This window comes from Pseudomonas lurida (assembly GCF_002563895.1).
GTDB classification, from domain to species: Bacteria; Pseudomonadota; Gammaproteobacteria; order Pseudomonadales; family Pseudomonadaceae; genus Aquipseudomonas; species Aquipseudomonas lurida.
The window spans coordinates 4,210,118-4,226,573 of sequence record NZ_PDJB01000001.1; the positions used below are offsets into that span (position 1 = coordinate 4,210,118).

Below are 16,456 nucleotides of genomic sequence, written 5' to 3' on the forward strand. Positions count from 1 at the left end.
GAGTCAACTCACACATTTTCAGCGCCCGTGTGCTCGCGGGTCGGTCGACCACCGAGCAGCCCCTCCTGGTCAGCGAGCATCTCGCCGATCTGCAGGCCATCCTCGTTGATGTGGTATTGGCGCAGCTCATCGCAATGGGCACTGGCGCGCACCTTGACCACGGCCATGATGCGCAGCAAGCGGCTGCGCACTTCGATGTAGCGCTGCACGATGATCGCATCTGTCAGGAACGCCGTGCCGTAGGGGCTGAAGCGCAGGTCGGTGTAGCGGTCTTCGAGTTCCGAGGTCATCAACACGCTGACCCCGGCGCGGGTCAAGGCCGTGACCATGCGTGACAACGACTCACGGAAGTCCTCACGAAAGGTCGGCGCCAGGGCCAGCTCAAAACCCGACAGCGAATCGATGACCACCCGCGTGGCGTTCAAGCGGCTGATTTCGCTGAGCAGCAGTTGGACAATTTCATCAATCGACAGGTCCGGCGCCCGGCTGTCCACCAGGCCGACTTTGCCGCTGTGGATCAAGTCGGCCAGCACGGCGTTTTGCGAGCGGTTGGGGCGTTGTTCGAATACCGCGATAACGCCGGTTTCACCATTGCGTGCACCCTCGGCCAGGAAGGTCGCCGCCAGGATGCTTTTGCCCGACCCCGAAGGCCCAGCCACCAGCAGCGAATAGCCCCGCGGCAGGCCGCCGCCGAGCATGTCGTCGAGACGCGGCACGCCCATTTTCAGGCGCTGAACAGGCAGCGTCATCGGCGCCTCGACCGGGTTGAGGGCAGCCGGTGCGAACACCTTGATGCCCGAACTGGCAATACGAAAGGTGTGCAAGCCCGGCAAGGTCGGTTGGCCGCGCATCTTCATGATTTCCATCTTGCGCACCATCGAATTGCGCTCGACGCTCTGGCGCAACCAGATCAGCCCGTCGGCCACGGTGAAGATCGGGTTGGTGTCGGTCTCGGTGAAGTACTCGCCGATCAGGAAGGTAGTGGCCTGCCAGGTGGTCATCAACATGCCCAGTTGTTGCACGAACTGCGGCAGGTTGTTATTGGGGTTGTGTTGGGTCTGGCTGGCCAGCACCACCGAGCGGAAGGAATCGACAAACACCAGCGACGGCGAGTGCGCCTCCACTTCGCTGACGATCCGGCGCAGCACTTCGTCCAGGTTCCCGGCCAGGGTATCGTCGGCCAGGTTGATGTAGCGGATCGATTGGTTGATCGCTTCGTTGTCGAAGAAGTCAAACTGCTGCTGATAACGCAGCATCTTCAGCGGCGGCTCGCCCAGCACAGTGAAAAACAGCGCGGGGCGTTCAGGTGTCGCCAAGGCAAACATCATCTGATGCGCCAGCGTGGTCTTGCCACAGCCAGGGGGGCCGGCGATCAGGTTGAACGAAAACTCCGGCAATCCTCCGCCCAGCACCTCGTCCAGCCCTGGCACACCGGTAGCCAGGCGGTTGATAGTTACTTTGGTGCTCATGGCGAATTTTCCTGCGAAGGGGTGTCGCTCAAAGAAGGTTCCCACACGTCGCGCAGTAAACGCGCGGTCAGCGAAGGCCCGATCAGCGTGGTGAGCAAGGTGTAAAAGGTCGTCAGCAACACCTCACCCAAAAACAGCGCATCAGCTTCAGTCTGCTCTAGCAATACGGCCTTGAGCCCGGCCCGATCCGTCGCCGCCTGCATGCGGTCGTGCAAATCGGCGAGTCGCGCCTGGGTCGAGGCGCTGAGGTGCAGGCTGCGGCGCAACAGCGCGACACAGCCTTGCTGCCCAATGATGGGGATGAGTGCTGCGTCCATGTCCTGCAAGATCGACATGATCGCTTCAGCAATGCCTGCAATATCAGCGGCAGGACCAGCACGGTGCGCCAGAGAAGCTACGATCTGGCGGCTCTCTTCGCTTAGCGTGGACATGAAGGGCTAATATCCGATGAATTGAGACCCAGCGTACACCCAATGGCGTTCGACCGAGGGTTTAATGAGCCACTATCGCCGCTCCCGCACGCCGTCCCGGCTTGAACCCATGGGCCCTGGCACCCCAGGCAATCGCCAGCGACACGCCAATCAACACCAGCATCGCCCACGGAAATGCCGCCACGCCCCAGCGCTCCAGCAACACCCCACCGACGACGCCACTGCCGGCAATCGCACTGTTCCAGGCCACCACATTCAGCGACAGCGCCACGTCCGCGCCATCCCCCGCCGCGTCGGCCAGGGCGGTTTGCAACAAGGTCGCGGCACCGCCGAAACTCAGGCCCCATACCGCTACGCCGAGGTAGATCACTCCAGGCACGTTGCCGAACAAGCCCAACGCCAGCGAGACCCCGCCAAACACCACGAGGCTCGTGAGTACCGTGTGGCGCAATAGCGGCTCCACCAGCCTTGCCGTGATCCAGATCCCCGCCAGCGCGGCAACCCCGAATACCAACAACACCAGGTCAACCCGATCTGCCAAACCGGCCGGTGCCACAAACGGCGCGATGTAGGTGTAGAGAATGTTGTGCGCCAGCATCCAGCTGATGACCACCGCCAGCACCGGTCGCACACCCGGCGTGGTCAGCACCTTGCCCAACGACACGCGTTGATGCGCGGGCTGGGGCGCGTAGTCCGGGACTTTGACCAGTACCCAAGCGATCAGCACCAGGCTCACCGCCGACATCAGGCCGAAGGTGGTGCGCCAACCCACGCACCCGCCCAGCCAAGTCCCCAGAGGCACACCCAGCGACAGCGCAATCGGCGTGCCGACCATCGCCAACGCCAGCGCCCTGCCCTGTTGATGCGGCGCGACCATGCGGCGGGCGTAACCGGCAAGCAGGCTCCAGGCCAAGCCGGCCGCCACCCCCGCAAAGAAACGCGCCACCAGGGTCACGCCATAGTGGGACGACAGCGCCGTGATCGAATTGAACAGCAGGAAACCGACGATGGTCAGCAACAGCACATTGCGCCGGCGCCAGCCACGGGTGGCAATGGTCATGGGGATCACCGCCAGCACCGCCCCCAGGGCATACGCGGTCACCATCTGCCCTGCCATCGACGGGGAAATCGCCAGGCCTTCGCTGATTAACGGCAAGAGGCCGGCGGGCAGGGTTTCGGTGACGATACAGATAAAACCGGTCATGGCCAGGGCGAGCAAGGCCCCGATGGGCAGGCGGTCGGCTGACGCCGATAAAGTCAGTGAGGGTGTCACGGGAAACTCCTTGAGCGCAATTTAGATACTGATCGATACAGATGTTGCGGGCGCGCACAACGCGTTGTCAACGACTTATATATCGACTAGTATTTATCTCGCCACCCGCACCGGAGATCCGACATGGCACAAATGGGCCGCCCCCGTACCTTTGATCGCGAACAGGCCGTGGACCAGGCCCTGCACCTCTTCTGGCAGCACGGCTACGACGCCACCTCCCTCGCCCAGCTCAAGGCCAGCCTGGGGGGCGGGATCTCCGCGCCGAGTTTCTACGCGGCGTTCGGCTCCAAAGAGGCGCTGTTCGACGAATGCGTGCAGCGTTACCTGGCGACCTACGCCCAGGTTACCGAATGCCTGTGGGACGAAAGCCTGCCACCGCGCCTGGCGGTTGAAACAGCGCTGCGCCAATCCGTGCGCATGCAGTGTGAGGACGGGCACCCCAAGGGCTGCATGGTGGCATTGGGGGTGATGAGCGCGCCGAGCCCGGAGAATGCGCGGGTGGCGCAAGGGTTGACGCAGTCGCGACTGCGCACCCGGGCGGGGCTTGTGGCCTGCGTTGAACGGGCGATGCGCACCGGGCAGTTGCCAGGCACGGTCAACCCAACAGTGATGGCGACGGTATTTGATAGTTTCCTGCAGGGCGTTTCGATTCTGGCTCGGGACAATGTGCCCCATGCAACCCTCGACGCGGCGATCAGCCAGCTGCTGCTGACCTGGGATATTGCAGCGTCTACGGCACCGCCCATCCGTCCCGACAGTGCAGCAGAAAATCCACAAACGCGCGCACCCGGTGTGGCACATACCGCCCATGGGGATACAGCAAGGTAAACGGCCGCGAGCGTCCCCCGTAGGGCTTTAGCACCTCCACCAGACTGCCGTCGGCCAATTCCTGCTCGACGATAAACTTGTAGGTCTGGAACAACCCCGCGCCGTGCTTGGCCAGCGTCACGCCGCCCAGCACATCATCGGAGCAGCTGTACCCCGCCTCCCCCGCATATTCCTGCGCCTTGCCGTCGACCTGGAACAGCCACGCAATGCGACGACCGCTGCTCGGCAATTCGTACTGGATGCACTCATGGGTGGGCAAATCTTCCAGCCCCTGAGGGACGCCGGCGCGCTTCAGGTAGGACGGCGCCGCGACCACGACCAGCTCGGCATCTTCGAGCAGGCGCGCGATCAGCGAGGAGTCTGGCTGGGCGCGCACGCGGATGGCCAGGTCATAGCCTTCGGCGACGAAGTCGATATTGCGATTGCTGATGTGGATATCCACCGTAACCTGCGGGTACAACGCGCGAAACTTCGGCAGCAACGGCAACAGGCGATGATGGGCATAGGTGGTGGGAATACTGATGCGCAGCAGCCCCGACGGCACGGCCTGCGCGCCCATCACTTCCTGTTGGGCTTCCACCAGTTGGGTCAGGGCCTGGCGGCATTGCTCGAAGAAGGTCCGGCCGCTGTCAGTCAGGCGGATGCTGCGAGTGGTGCGCACAAACAGGCGCGAGCCCAGGCGTTCTTCCAGGCGCGAAATGCTGCGGCTTACGGCAGCCGGCGTGACACCGGCAACCTGCGCGGCGGCGGTGAAGCTGCTGGCTTCGGCGGCAAGGCAGAAGAGTTCGATACTGCCTAGCTGCAAATCTTCGAAATGGCGCTTCATGGGCACTCCTTCCCTGATGCTGGAACAACGGCCGTGAGAAATTGCAGCACGCCGATGCCAACTGCGCCACATCCTGGTTCAAACCCAATGGCAGGGGCGTAACGGTAACGGTTGATGAAGATGCCGGCTACCGCGCTGAACGTCTTTGGCAATGCGCGGGTGCCGTGGGTGACTACCGAGGGGGGAACCTGACGAATAAAGGCGCTCCGAAGAGCGCCTTTATTCATTTCAACTCACTGCTCGCTGATGGATTTAACATCAGCCTTGGCAGCACCACCAATCGCAATGCGCTTAGGCTTGGCTTCCTCCGGTACGACCCTGAGCAGATCGATGCTCAGCAAACCATTGGAAAGCTGTGCACCCTGCACTTCAATGTGGTCGACCAGGCGGAACGACAGACGGAACGCGCGCTGAGCGATACCCTGATGCAGGTAGGTGATGCCCTCGTTGTGTTCGCGCTTGCCGCCGGCGACGGTCAACACGCCTTTCTCCACCTGGATCTCCAGGTCATCCTCCACCAGGCCAGCAGCCGCGATCACGATCCGATAATGATCGTCACCGTGCTTTTCGACGTTGTGCGGTGGGTAGGTGGTACCGGCCTCGCTGCGAAGCGCCGATTCGAAAAGGTCGTTGAACCGGTCAAAGCCGACGGAGTGACGGAACAGTGGGGCCAAGGAAAGAGTAGTAGCCATTGCAAAATCTCCTGAGGTTTCTCCAAGTGATTTGATACGCGACCCGTATTCGGCATCGCGTAACACCTAAGTAGGTTCAGGCGGAAAAATTTCAAGCGGTGAAACAAATTTTTTTCAGAGTGATTCAATATTTTCTGCGCAGTGCAACGCTGACATTGTTGAAAAAATTCTCTCCCCTCCACCTGCACGACACAGCCTGTCGCCTCATCGTTGGAGGATAGCTTCAACGTCCAGTTTCCAGCCTGAGGTGCCCTCCATGAAAGCGCTAGCCTGCTTTGCCATCGGTGTAGTTGTCGGTGTGGTCGTGATGAAAAACAACCAAGCGTTCGATGAAATGAAGAAAGAACTCGATCGAGAAAAACATCGGCATGCCTCCCCCTGCACCGCGTGAGGCAAGCACAAGGATGGCACTCTGCCCTTGGATATACCGGTAGTTAGTGTTAAAACGCCATCAACGGAAATGCTTGCAAGACACCCAGTCCTTGCGAGCCATCAAGGTAGATTCGAGCATCGTCGCCCATGTCAGATCCCAAAGACCGGCTATTCAGGCACTTGGCCCTGCTACGCCTGATCCCACGTGAACCGCGCAGTATTTCCACCGCCGAGCTATTGCAAAAACTCAAGGCCGAACAATTCGACCTCGACTTGCGCACCCTGCAACGTGATTTGACCGGACGCTTGGGCCTTGACTTCCCGTTGCTCTGCGATGAAAGCCAACGTCCTTACCGCTGGAGTTTTCCCAAGGACACTCCGCAATTCGACCTACCTGCACTCGACACGCCAACCGCATTGGCGTTTGCGTTGGCTGAAAGTCATTTGGGCAAACTGCTGCCACCTAGTGTATTGAACCTGCTCGCGCCGCATTTCGAATTGGCACAGCGGCAACTCCAAGGCTTGCAGCACAACACCCTGGCGCATTGGGCAAAACGCGTGCGTGCGCTGCCTAATGGGAAAGCACTGCAACCAGCCCCGCTTAACGATGCCGTGTGGTCTGAAGTAGCCACCGCGCTGCTAGAAGCACGACAACTGGAGATCGTTTACCAGAGCCGTAGCAAGGGCAACCAAAAGTCCTTGCGCATTCACCCCGCAGGCATGGTTTCAAGACATTCCGTGAACTATCTGTTAGGCACAGTCGAGGGGTACAGCGATGTGCGTCAATTTGCATTGCATCGTATCCAGCAAGCCACGTGCCTGGAAGCCGCAGCCCAAGAGCAACCGGACTTCGAAATAGATCATTACCTGCACGGCGGTGGTTTCAACAGCACCGGCCCGGTCGAGCAACACACACTGGTCGCCGACGTAGCCCCGATGATTGCCTGGCTTTTGAAGGAGACGCCGCTGAGCGCCGAACAAACCCTTACGCCTTTGCCCGGAAGTGATTGGCAACGGCTGCAGGCCCTCGTGCCCAACGATCAGGAAACCTTCTGGTGGGTTTTCGGCCTCGGCGAAAGTATTCATTTGCATCAACCGATCTGCTGGATCCAGGCCATTGCTGAAAAGCTGAACAAGATGGTCGCGCTATACCCCCAAACCTATGCCTGCCAGGAGGTTCAATGAAACCCTACGACCCAAATGCCCACCAAGGCCAGACTCAAGCGGATATCGCGCAGACCGCCACGGCTTTGGCCACGAATGAAGTGGTCAGTCGCTTTGGCAGCGCCAACGCCGAATACATCAAGGGGTTCACCGGCGTCGACAATGAAGTTGGCAAGCAACTGAGCAAAGGCCTCAAGGGAATCAGCTCCGAGGGCACTGGTGTCAAACATCGTGCGGGTTGGGCCGCAGAAGTGGCCAGCACCAGCCGAGACAACGCGCAGGCCATCATCAACAAGTCCACCGAACGAACGATTCGCAGTGATGACCTGAACCGCTACGGTATTCAAACCGAAGGCAAGTACCGCGAAGCCGTCGACCGCGTACGGGTAGATGCCAAGGGCAATATCATCTACGAGGCACAGACCAAGCTGGAGGCCAATGGCAACCGTGTGGCTAACCAGGTAAGCCACGAGGAGCACAAGTACAGCAAGTATTTTGGCAAGAAACTCGAACTGCCCAGCGAGCAAGTAGACGACGCCCGAGCTTACTGTCGCCGGCGTGCTGCGGGTCTGCGCAAGCACGCCGAAACAGCGGAGCTGGAAGGCAAGACCGAGCTCGCCGAGAAATTCCGCGAGCGTGCGAACAAGTTCGACAAGCTGGAACGCGAAGACATCGTCGACTTGGGCATCACAACCGAGCAGGCCGTCGACTATGTCAATAATCCCAAGGGCGAGACCCTCAAGGATATTGGCCGTACCAGTCACCAGGCGGGTCTCGAAGGCGCGAAAGTCGGCGCGGTTGTCGGCGGCTCCATTTCTCTGCTGACCAACCTGTTCAGTGTCGCCTTGAAGAAGAAAGAGCTCGTTGAAGCTACGCAGGATCTGGCCATTGACACGGCCAAGGCCGCCGCCCTCGGCTACGGCACTGCGTTTGTCGGAGCTGCCATCAAAGGCGGACTGCAGCAATCGAGCAGCCAGACCATGCGCACACTGTCAAAGACCAATGCACCGGCAATGGTCGTCGATATCTGCTTGTCTCTGGGCGACTCGATCAAACGCTACGTCAATGACGACATCAGCGAAGCGCAATTACTGCACGAGGTCGGCGAAAAAGGTGCTGGCATGATCTCCAGCAGCATGATGGCCGCGCTGGGACAAGCCGCAATCCCGATCCCGTTCGTCGGTGCTGCGATTGGCGGGATGATCGGCTACACCTTGTCGTCGATGTTCTACCACGTCGCCTTGGAAGCCGCCGAGGGCGTGGAACACTCCCGTGTTCACTTGGCGCGCGTGCAGGCCATCGAAGCCGCCGCCCGAGAACAAATCGCAGAGGAACAAGCTCGACTGGACGCATTTACTCGAAGCGAGATCCCGCAACTGCAACAAGCGACCCTGCAACTGTTTTCCACCGCGGGCATTGCCAGTAGCAACGTCAATGACATGGCGGCAGCCATCAACCTGTATGCCGGGTTACTAGGCCAACAGCTGCAATTCCAATCGATATCCGAGTTTGATGACTTCATGGACTCGGACAGTCCCCTGACTTTCTAAATCACCCTGCGTGCTCCAAAAGGATGACTCACCGATGTTGATAAAACTGCTGTCCGATGCGGACAAACATCATTTACTGGACCTGGCAAAGTTGCTTTCGATTGCCGATAAGCCGCTGCTTTGGGATGGCAAGCGTGCGGATGAACTGACCTCGGGTACCAACCTGGATGCTCTGGTGATCCAGGAGGGCGAGCAGGAGTGCGAGCTGATCGCCGACCTTGAAAAATCGGTTGGCAAGCGACCGGACTTCGCGGATTTCATGGAATTCTTTGGCGATTCGGTCAACGTAAAGAAACGCTTGACCGACGTATTGAAAAAGTACCCCGTGCCCAAAGCTGGCAACCCGGAAACACGCGTTCAAGCCGCCACAACAGTGCTCAAGGAAATACTGAAGGGCAAATCGTTCGAATTGCCTTCAGCGCCTAAAGTCATTCTTTTCGAGTTGCTACTGGTATCACTTCGTGACGGGCATATCTCCAGCATCGAGTGGGCGCTGCTCAAGGAATTCCAACAGCACCATCGCCTGGAAGACTTCATTTTTGACGACCTGCTAGAGCGTGCCGAGACGCTGAATCAGGAAGTCAGCAAAACCATTTCGATCATCCTCGAGTAAGGAAACAGAGCATGCCAATTCCCCTGATCATTGGTGCCGTCGCAGCCGCCGCCGGTTTGTACGGTGCAGCTAAGGGTGTCAGCGGCGCCATGGACCATAGCAGCGCCAAGGACCTGAACAACGATGCCCGCATGCTGGTAAACGACGCGAACCAGAAAGTTGAGGATCAACGCCAGAAAACCAATACCACCCTGGAAGATTACGGCCAGCGAAAGTTGCGCGCGTTTAACGGCGTGGTGGCGGAATTTATCGAAACTTTTGAACGCCTGAAAAACGTCGAGTTGTCGCAAAGCCCCGAGCTGGACAAACTCAATGCAGGCGACTTCACCGGTAAGACGCTCACCGGGCTTCGCCAGGACTACCAAGCTTTGAAGGACGCCGGGCTAGGCCTCGGTGCCGGCATGGGCGGTGGCGCAGCGCTGGCCTTCGGTGCGTATAACGGCACCATGCTATTGGCCACTGCCAGCACCGGCACCGCGATTTCTTCGCTGGGTGGTGTAGCCGCAACGAACGCAACATTGGCCTGGCTGGGCGGTGGCTCGCTGGCAGCCGGCGGTTACGGCATGGCAGGTGGCATGATGGTATTAGGCGGCATAGTGGCGGGTCCGGCTCTAGCGATCTTTGGCCATGTTTTGGGCAACAAGGGCGAAGAGGCCTTGAACAACGCTCGCAGTAATATGGAACAGGCTCGCACTCTGCGCGACCAGGCCGAACTGATGGCCAGTAAGCTCACCGCCATTGAGAAAGTCACAGCGCTGGCGAACAGCACATTTTCCAAAATCAGCTCGCAACTGCGCCGAAGCGTAAGTGAACTGAAAAAAGTCATTGAACAGGAAGGCGTGGACTATCGCAGCTTCTCCACAGAGAGCAAGGAAGCAGTGTTTGCCTCAGTGAAGTTTGCCCAGTTGATCAAGGCGATGATAGACACCGCGATCCTCGACAAAGATGGCAACCTGGTCCTGGCGACCAAAAAGCGCATCCAGGACGTTGCCGCAGTGGCAAGTGGGCAAAAACCAAGCTTGGATATCCCGGCAGCCTGAGTACACCGCGCCCACGCACTGCCGTGGGCGCCCTTTCCCTGACAAAAGGTATTTCCCTGCGTGGACACCTTCCCCTGCACGCAATGCGGCTTGTGTTGTCAACACGTCAACCTCGCACTGGAGACTCAATTTCTCGACCGTGGCGATGGCACGTGCCGGCACTACGATGCGGCGAGCAAAGGGTGCAACATCTACAGCGAACGTCCATCAATATGCCGCGTGGACCAGCAATACAGCGAGCGATACGCTCGACGCTATAGCTGGGAGGAGTACGTGCGCCTGAACATTGAAGTATGTGAACTGCTGCAAGCCAAGGAGCAACAACTCATTCCGACCTACCCGGTGCAGTGAGGCGCGCCCAATCAATACAGTCGGGCGCAAGGGCCGTTGTGGGATCAAGCAACGCGACTCTGTACACCCAAGCAAACACGTTCGCTACCTGCCCGCACACGTGCTCCGCCGCAAAAAGCAATTACTAACGGCACACGCCCTGGTCAACCCCGCCTTGATCCTCCACTCGCCGTAGATCGCCTCCGTCACGAACGCCTGGCAATCAAAGCAAGGGGTGCAAGCCTGGGCGCCGCGCAGCCTGGTGATAATCCTGGCTTTGCAGCGAGCCGAACGTCGCCAGCAGGCCGACAGCCCCGCCACTGCCGTAGGTAAGCCTGGACGCCTTCGACAAAGGCGTGGGAGATATTTTCAGGTAGCGCACACGCGAGTGTCGGCTTCATCGCGCAACAGGTGGGCGGAGCCGTCGGGAACCTGCCGGGTTTGCTCCCCCTGCTACGACAAAAAACGTGGCTCCATCTTACGCATTGACATATCGGTAAATCTCGATATCCTCGCGACATGGACTTACTCGAAATATTCAAAGCCCTCTCGAACCGTACTCGACTAGAAATCCTGAAAGGTTTGAAGGATCCCGAAAAGAACTTCCCCCCGCAGGATGAAGGGGACGTTCATACCGTGGGCGTCTGCGTCAGCAGTATTCAAGAAGGCGTCGGGCTGTCGCAGTCAACCGTGTCCGATTACCTGGCCACGCTGCATCGAGCGGGCTTGATCGAGACCCGGCGCATCGGGCAGTGGACCTACTACAAGCGAAACGAAGCAACCATCAGCGCCCTTGCCGAGATCATTGGCAAGGAGCTGTAATTTTTTACTCCAATATATCGAGATTTCCCGATATCCCTTTTTACCGAAACGAGGTAATGCAATGAAAGCGATGATGCTTGAATCATTTGGCGGCCCGGATTCGCTCGAACTCTGCGAGGTGCCAAAACCAGTGCCGCACACCGGGCAGGTGCTGGTGCGGGTCCATGCGACCTCCATCAACCCCTTGGATTACCAGGTGCGACGCGGCGACTATGCCGACCTGGTGCCCCTCCCCGCCATCACCGGCCACGACGTCTCCGGCGTTGTCGAAGCCATCGGGCCGGGCGTCACGAACTTCGCGCCAGGCGACGAAGTCTGGTACACCCCGCAGATCTTCGACGGCCCCGGCAGTTACGCTGAATACCATGTGGCGGCCGAAAGTATCATTGGCAAGAAACCGCCCACGCTAAGTCACCTTGAGGCGGCGAGCCTGAGCCTCGTCGGTGGTACGGCATGGGAAGCGCTGACCGTGCGCGCAGCCCTTCGGGTGGGGGAAAGCATCCTGATACATGGCGGCGCGGGCGGTGTCGGCCACGTAGCGATCCAACTGGCAAAAGCCATCGGCGCCAGGGTGTTCACCACCGTGCGCGAAGCCAACATTGAGTTCGTTAAAAGCATGGGCGCCGATGTGGTCATCGACTACGAAAAGCACGACTACGTCGACGCCATCATGCGGGAAACGGCAGGTCGTGGCGTGGATGTGGTGTTCGATACCATCGGCGGCAACACACTGTCGCGCAGCCCCGACGCACTCGCGCAACTGGGCCGCGTGGTCTCGATCGTGGACATCGCCCAGCCGCAAAACCTGGTCCAGGCGTGGGGCAAGAATGCGAGCTATCACTTCGTGTTCACGCGGCAAAATCGCGGCAAGCTGGATGAACTGAGCACCTTGGTCGCACAGGGTCAATTGCGCCCCCATGTGGGCGCCGTCTATGCGCTGGCCGACATCGGACTCGCCCATGCACGGCTGGAGAGCCCCAACAACGGCGTCCAAGGGAAGATCGCGATTGCCGTCGTGCCCACTCGAGGAGCAACGTCATGATCTACGAGATCGCCGTGCTGCCCGTCCACAAGGAACACATCGACGCGTTCAGGCGTGCCTTTGCCGAGGTGGCGCCGTTGCTCAGCCGTGCGAAAGGCTACTTGGGCCATATGCTTGCCCAGGGGGTTGAAACACCGGAGCGCTTCAACCTGATCGTGCGTTGGGAATCGCTGGAGGACCACACGCCGGGGTTTGAAGCGAGTGAGGACCATCGGCTGTTCATGTTGGGGTTGGAGGGCTATTTTTCTGAAGAGCCACAGGTCTATCACATTGAGGGGACGACGTTTACCGCGGATGATGATCGAGCCTGGGTTTAGAGGTAGCTTCATCCTGTACGTTTGGAACTGCACGGAAAAATCCCACGCAAAAAAAAGCCTGCATCTCTGCAGGCTTCTCTTTATGTCGCTATCTGGCTCCACGACCTGGACTCGAACCAGGGACCCAATGATTAACAGTCATTTGCTACTGAAAAATCACAAAGGTGCCACGAAAAAACGTGGTGGAGACGTACATCGAATCTATAGCTCAACAAGAATAAAAACTACCACGCGTCAAAAATAGTCGCGTATCAATAGGAAGTCAAAGCAGCAAAATCTATTGGCCTGTAGGAAAAGTGGACAAGGATGGCCAGCTACCGCATCTCCTCCAGTGCATGCCTCACTTGGTCAACATCCACATGAACATATTTCAGCGTGGTACTGATGCTCCGATGCCCCAAGAGATCCTTAACGATATGCAAATTGCACCTTGGCTGCCTCATCAAGTCAGTGGCAATCGTATGCCTGAAGCGGTGCGGACTCACGTGCACACCAAGCTTGCGACTGAGCGCCGTGTAGAAGCGCGAAAGCTGACTCATATCCATCGTTCTACGCATATGCCGCTGAGAGAATTTGTTCACGTTGAAGAGCTGCTCGGTAGACCTAATTCCGCGCGCTTTGGCATTGATGAGCAAAATCCTCAAGTGCTTAGCGAGTTTGCTGTGGATCGGCACAAGGTGCTCATCAAAGTTTTTTGAGACCTCTGGATGAATGCAGATCGTCATGTTTTCCAAATCCACATCAAGGGGGCGAAGGCTAAGAAGTTCATTGGCCCGAATGCCTGTGTAGAAAAACGTCTCGAATACCGTCCGCCAAAACCATGCAGGATGAAACGAAGCCATTACTAGGGTTTTCATTTCAGAACGGGCCATACCCACAAGGATAATTCTCGAGTCTCGAATCAAGCGCTCCTTAACTGTTTTTGGCGGTCGATTTGGACAGCGCACACCGCATCCCTCGAATGGGTTCTCGAGGAGATTGGTGAGATTGTTTTTTATTGCGTAGCCAAATAACGCCCTGAGGTGACGAGCGTATGTGTTCCAACTCACCTCTTTGATATCACGTCCCAGGACTGATCGACGCCAGCTCAAGACCGTCTTCCTGTCGATCTCATCAATGAGACAGTCACCTGCAAACCGAATCAGAGCATTGGTAGCGACACGGTACCCCTGTTCAGTCGTAGCTCGCAGTCGCATCTCAAAGAAATAGATCTCCGGTAATTCTGAGATCACATGCATGGTGCTTCATCCTTGAAAGTAGGTGACCCTTTCAACGCCAGATAGGGGTTGTCATAGGGTTTCTCGGTAAATATCTGAAGCGGATCCTTTAGCAGATAGCCTCTAATGTCTCTGGTTTTACGTGGGCCTCTCACCTCACAGGCCCAAATATTCAAACCACTTGCGCATTTCTCGTGAATGCTCAGTTTCTCAAAACACCGCTGCACCCACCGCCAATCGGTTGTGCCCTGCTCTTTGGCTACCCTTGCCAATTCAGGATGCTCTTGCGCATACCGCTGAAAGATTCCGGGAGTCACCAGAAATGCCGTACCGGCCACGCTGTGTACTTTAGCTTTGGCATCGTTGATGACGACTTTATGGGTTACTACACCGCGACGAAGCCATCTTACAAAAGCTTTTCCCTGCTCAATCCCGCTCAACATCTCAACCCTTTTGGGTACAACGTCTGGTAGATATTGAGGTTGGGAATATGCGTAAAGAGATTCAGTCGGTGCAGCCCCCTTGTTGGGAGGGAAGAGATAAGAAGGACAGCTGTCGTTCTCCTCGGTCATACACGTCCGCTGTCCCTCCCAGAGATCGTCCGGATACTGCGTCGCCTCCATGTATTCGTCCGGTACTAATTTGTAGCTTGTCTCTGTAGGTTTTTCCGTAAGAACGGGCGACGTGTCCACGAGAATATCGGGCGGACGCTGTGGGAAGGTCGCGACCTCTATGTGGGCCTCTTCCCCTGAAGGCTCTAGCGCAGGACCCACCGTGATCAGGCCCGAAAAAGATGGCGGGCGCTCCCCTCTTTCCCAAATCAATGCAGGTGCGACCTTTAAAAATGTAAGTGTTTTTTGCCATTTTCCACTTTGGACTGTGGCAGTCCATATGGCCTTTCCTTCAGCATTCACTTGAATGATCGCGTTGTCCTGGAGGACGTTGAACAGTGTGGAGTTCGACGAAGGGATTGAATCGGCCCCCTGGGACAACAAGTGAGCCCTAAGCTTATCGGCTACTGTCTTGCTCACCAGCCACAACGCATTTTCAGTCAGCCACCCGTCTGAAGCCCGGGGCTGGTTCAACTTCAATTGGTCGGTTACGAGGTAGCGCAGTCCTTCAATTAACTGACGTTGCGCAGAGTGCTTCGGTGCCGCCAAGGCACGTGAAGGATTACCACCAAGCTCTTGGGCGACCGACGCTTGGTCAGCCTGCATGACGAGCTCTCCCAATGTGCCGGCATGTTCGTATTGACCCGCGAGGACATAGATGAGCGCGCTCCAAGGATCTGTATAGGAGCTCAACCAATCCAGGACTGGCTGGGTCAGTATTTGGGTGTAAAGCAGCCCAGCAGCCGCGCCATGGAGCGTGTACTCACGTTCCTTCAGATACTTGAAGCGGTAATTCCTAGAGATTGGGCCATGCCACGGGTGCCAGCGGGTTCCGTCAGCAAGATGCACTTCCACATCAACCGCTATCTTGCCAATGTCATGAAGCAAAGCGGCATACGCCAAGGCAGCAGTCCAAATTTCGGTCTGTGCGGCCTGGGTTTCAGGAGTGGCTCCCACAGGTAATAAATGGGACTGACGGATCTTGAGCGCGAACGCAACGATCTCCAGCCCATGGTCGAGCATCCCGCCAGGATAAGCATGGTGGTGGTTTTCTGAGGCGGGTAGTTGTTGGACCAGCTCGGCGTACCGCCTAACAGGCTCCAGATAGAGATCATCAAACTGAGATCGGGAAAGCGAGGTGCGTTGCCAGATATGCTCAAGCAACTTTCTTCGTCGCGGCGTCGACAAAAGCTCGGATGCAGTCCTGGGAGCAAGGTACTCATGAGGATCCGCGCCGAAGGTTTGAGATTCAGTTTGGGCGGCCTTTTTCTTCTTCGATTGCCAGAACATTCAGCTATTCACCTGCTTCAGTCGTTGGAGAGCCTTTTGCGTTTTTGGCTCATTGACGGCCCGTTTGCAGGTAGGCCTCTTCCCCTTCGACTCCCTTCCAATAGACCCTTCCGTTTCGCCCTTTCTTTATGGCTTTTTGGAACGAGTAGATCGATGGAAAAACTGGTCTGCGAGGTAGCATGTTTAAAGCTTGTGTATCGAGAATGATCAGATACGAGAACAACTGCTGACTAACCTCACTGTTTTCTTCATTGTGAGGACTTACCCGTAACTCCATACGCCTACAGCCCAGCGAAGACGGCCCCATAGATTCGCTGGGTACCCTCACACCTTCGGGTGCTCGCTAACATTTGAAGCAAGCGCTCGCTGAATATTCTTACAGTCACTGTCGCAATTGGCAGCTTGATCAAACCCTCCTGCTTTCTCATCCTCCCTACGTGCCCTGCTGACGTTTCAGCAACATGCTCAGGCAGTCCTGATCTAGAAGGCTGCAGTGCGTAAATCACGCACCGATCACTCGTCCGCCATCGCATTCACCACTGCGGTCACTCGTCAGAATCATTGACGAT

Annotated in this window: 17 protein-coding genes and 1 tRNA gene; 10 read left to right on the forward strand and 8 right to left on the reverse strand. The window is 57.6% G+C overall.

Annotation, left to right across the window (positions count from 1 at the left end; translation table 11 throughout):
• Positions 1-8: 8 nt before the first annotated feature.
• From ATH90_RS19050 to ATH90_RS19060, 3 genes are all read right to left on the reverse strand, one after another.
• Complete coding sequence (locus ATH90_RS19050) at positions 9-1,469, reverse strand: ATPase domain-containing protein (RefSeq protein WP_034107718.1); 1,461 nt, start codon at positions 1,467-1,469, stop codon at positions 9-11.
• Positions 1,466-1,900: a hypothetical protein gene (locus tag ATH90_RS19055; protein ID WP_098467024.1), complete on the reverse strand. Its 435-nt coding sequence runs from the start codon at positions 1,898-1,900 to the stop codon at positions 1,466-1,468. Before ATH90_RS19055 ends, ATH90_RS19050 begins: the two co-directional genes overlap by 4 nt.
• 61 nt (positions 1,901-1,961) lie before the next feature.
• The gene (locus ATH90_RS19060; RefSeq protein ID WP_098467025.1) at positions 1,962-3,173 is read right to left on the reverse strand and encodes an MFS transporter; all 1,212 of its coding nucleotides are present in this window, start codon (positions 3,171-3,173) and stop codon (positions 1,962-1,964) included.
• Positions 3,174-3,296: 123 nt separating this feature from the next.
• Here ATH90_RS19060 and ATH90_RS19065 point away from each other — a divergent pair, with 123 nt between their 5' ends.
• Complete coding sequence (locus ATH90_RS19065) at positions 3,297-4,001, forward strand: TetR/AcrR family transcriptional regulator (RefSeq protein WP_069077877.1); 705 nt, start codon at positions 3,297-3,299, stop codon at positions 3,999-4,001.
• Here ATH90_RS19065 and ATH90_RS19070 read toward each other — a convergent pair.
• Positions 3,904-4,827: a LysR family transcriptional regulator gene (locus ATH90_RS19070; RefSeq protein ID WP_098467026.1), complete on the reverse strand. Its 924-nt coding sequence runs from the start codon at positions 4,825-4,827 to the stop codon at positions 3,904-3,906. The genes ATH90_RS19065 and ATH90_RS19070 overlap by 98 nt on opposite strands.
• Positions 4,828-5,060: 233 nt before the next feature.
• The gene (locus ATH90_RS19075) at positions 5,061-5,519 is read right to left on the reverse strand and encodes an Hsp20 family protein (protein WP_034107728.1); all 459 of its coding nucleotides are present in this window, start codon (positions 5,517-5,519) and stop codon (positions 5,061-5,063) included.
• Positions 5,520-5,775: 256 nt separating this feature from the next.
• Between ATH90_RS19075 and ATH90_RS29750 the strand changes: the two genes are divergently transcribed.
• The 9 genes from ATH90_RS29750 (at position 5,776) to ATH90_RS19115 (ending at position 12,769) form a co-directional block, all read left to right on the forward strand.
• Positions 5,776-5,910, forward strand: coding sequence for a hypothetical protein (locus ATH90_RS29750; RefSeq protein ID WP_257785532.1), 135 nt, complete (start codon positions 5,776-5,778; stop codon positions 5,908-5,910).
• Between the two features lie 128 nt (positions 5,911-6,038).
• On the forward strand, positions 6,039-7,076 hold the full coding sequence (locus ATH90_RS19080; protein WP_098467027.1) for a helix-turn-helix transcriptional regulator: 1,038 nt from the start codon (positions 6,039-6,041) through the stop codon (positions 7,074-7,076).
• Entirely contained in the window at positions 7,073-8,605 is a 1,533-nt protein-coding gene (locus ATH90_RS19085; protein WP_098467028.1) for a hypothetical protein, read from the forward strand. The genes ATH90_RS19080 and ATH90_RS19085 overlap by 4 nt, the downstream gene beginning before the upstream one ends.
• Positions 8,606-8,639: 34 nt before the next feature.
• Entirely contained in the window at positions 8,640-9,218 is a 579-nt protein-coding gene (locus tag ATH90_RS19090; RefSeq protein WP_069077881.1) for a hypothetical protein, read from the forward strand.
• A gap of 11 nt (positions 9,219-9,229) precedes the next feature.
• A complete protein-coding gene (locus ATH90_RS19095) occupies positions 9,230-10,258 on the forward strand; it encodes a hypothetical protein (RefSeq protein WP_098467029.1) in 1,029 nt (342 codons plus the stop codon).
• 60 nt (positions 10,259-10,318) lie between these two features.
• Positions 10,319-10,609 carry a YkgJ family cysteine cluster protein gene (locus tag ATH90_RS19100; RefSeq protein WP_081327140.1) on the forward strand — a complete coding sequence of 97 codons (291 nt, stop codon included), beginning with the start codon at positions 10,319-10,321 and terminating at the stop codon, positions 10,607-10,609.
• A gap of 498 nt (positions 10,610-11,107) precedes the next feature.
• Entirely contained in the window at positions 11,108-11,410 is a 303-nt protein-coding gene (locus tag ATH90_RS19105; protein ID WP_034107730.1) for an ArsR/SmtB family transcription factor, read from the forward strand.
• Between the two features lie 61 nt (positions 11,411-11,471).
• Positions 11,472-12,452, forward strand: a complete 981-nt coding sequence (locus ATH90_RS19110) for a zinc-dependent alcohol dehydrogenase family protein (RefSeq protein ID WP_098467030.1) — start codon at positions 11,472-11,474, stop codon at positions 12,450-12,452.
• A complete protein-coding gene (locus ATH90_RS19115; protein ID WP_034107734.1) occupies positions 12,449-12,769 on the forward strand; it encodes an antibiotic biosynthesis monooxygenase family protein in 321 nt (106 codons plus the stop codon). Before ATH90_RS19110 ends, ATH90_RS19115 begins: the two co-directional genes overlap by 4 nt.
• A gap of 93 nt (positions 12,770-12,862) precedes the next feature.
• On the opposite strand, the gene ATH90_RS29415 is transcribed toward ATH90_RS19115, so the two are convergent.
• From ATH90_RS29415 to mobH, 3 genes are all read right to left on the reverse strand, one after another.
• A tRNA-Asn gene (locus ATH90_RS29415) sits at positions 12,863-12,956 on the reverse strand.
• Positions 12,957-13,083: 127 nt separating this feature from the next.
• The gene (locus tag ATH90_RS19120) at positions 13,084-14,007 is read right to left on the reverse strand and encodes a tyrosine-type recombinase/integrase (RefSeq protein WP_098467031.1); all 924 of its coding nucleotides are present in this window, start codon (positions 14,005-14,007) and stop codon (positions 13,084-13,086) included.
• Positions 13,998-15,887, reverse strand: a complete 1,890-nt coding sequence (mobH, locus tag ATH90_RS19125; protein ID WP_098467032.1) for a MobH family relaxase — start codon at positions 15,885-15,887, stop codon at positions 13,998-14,000. The genes ATH90_RS19120 and mobH overlap by 10 nt, the downstream gene beginning before the upstream one ends.
• Positions 15,888-16,456 lie beyond the last annotated feature (569 nt).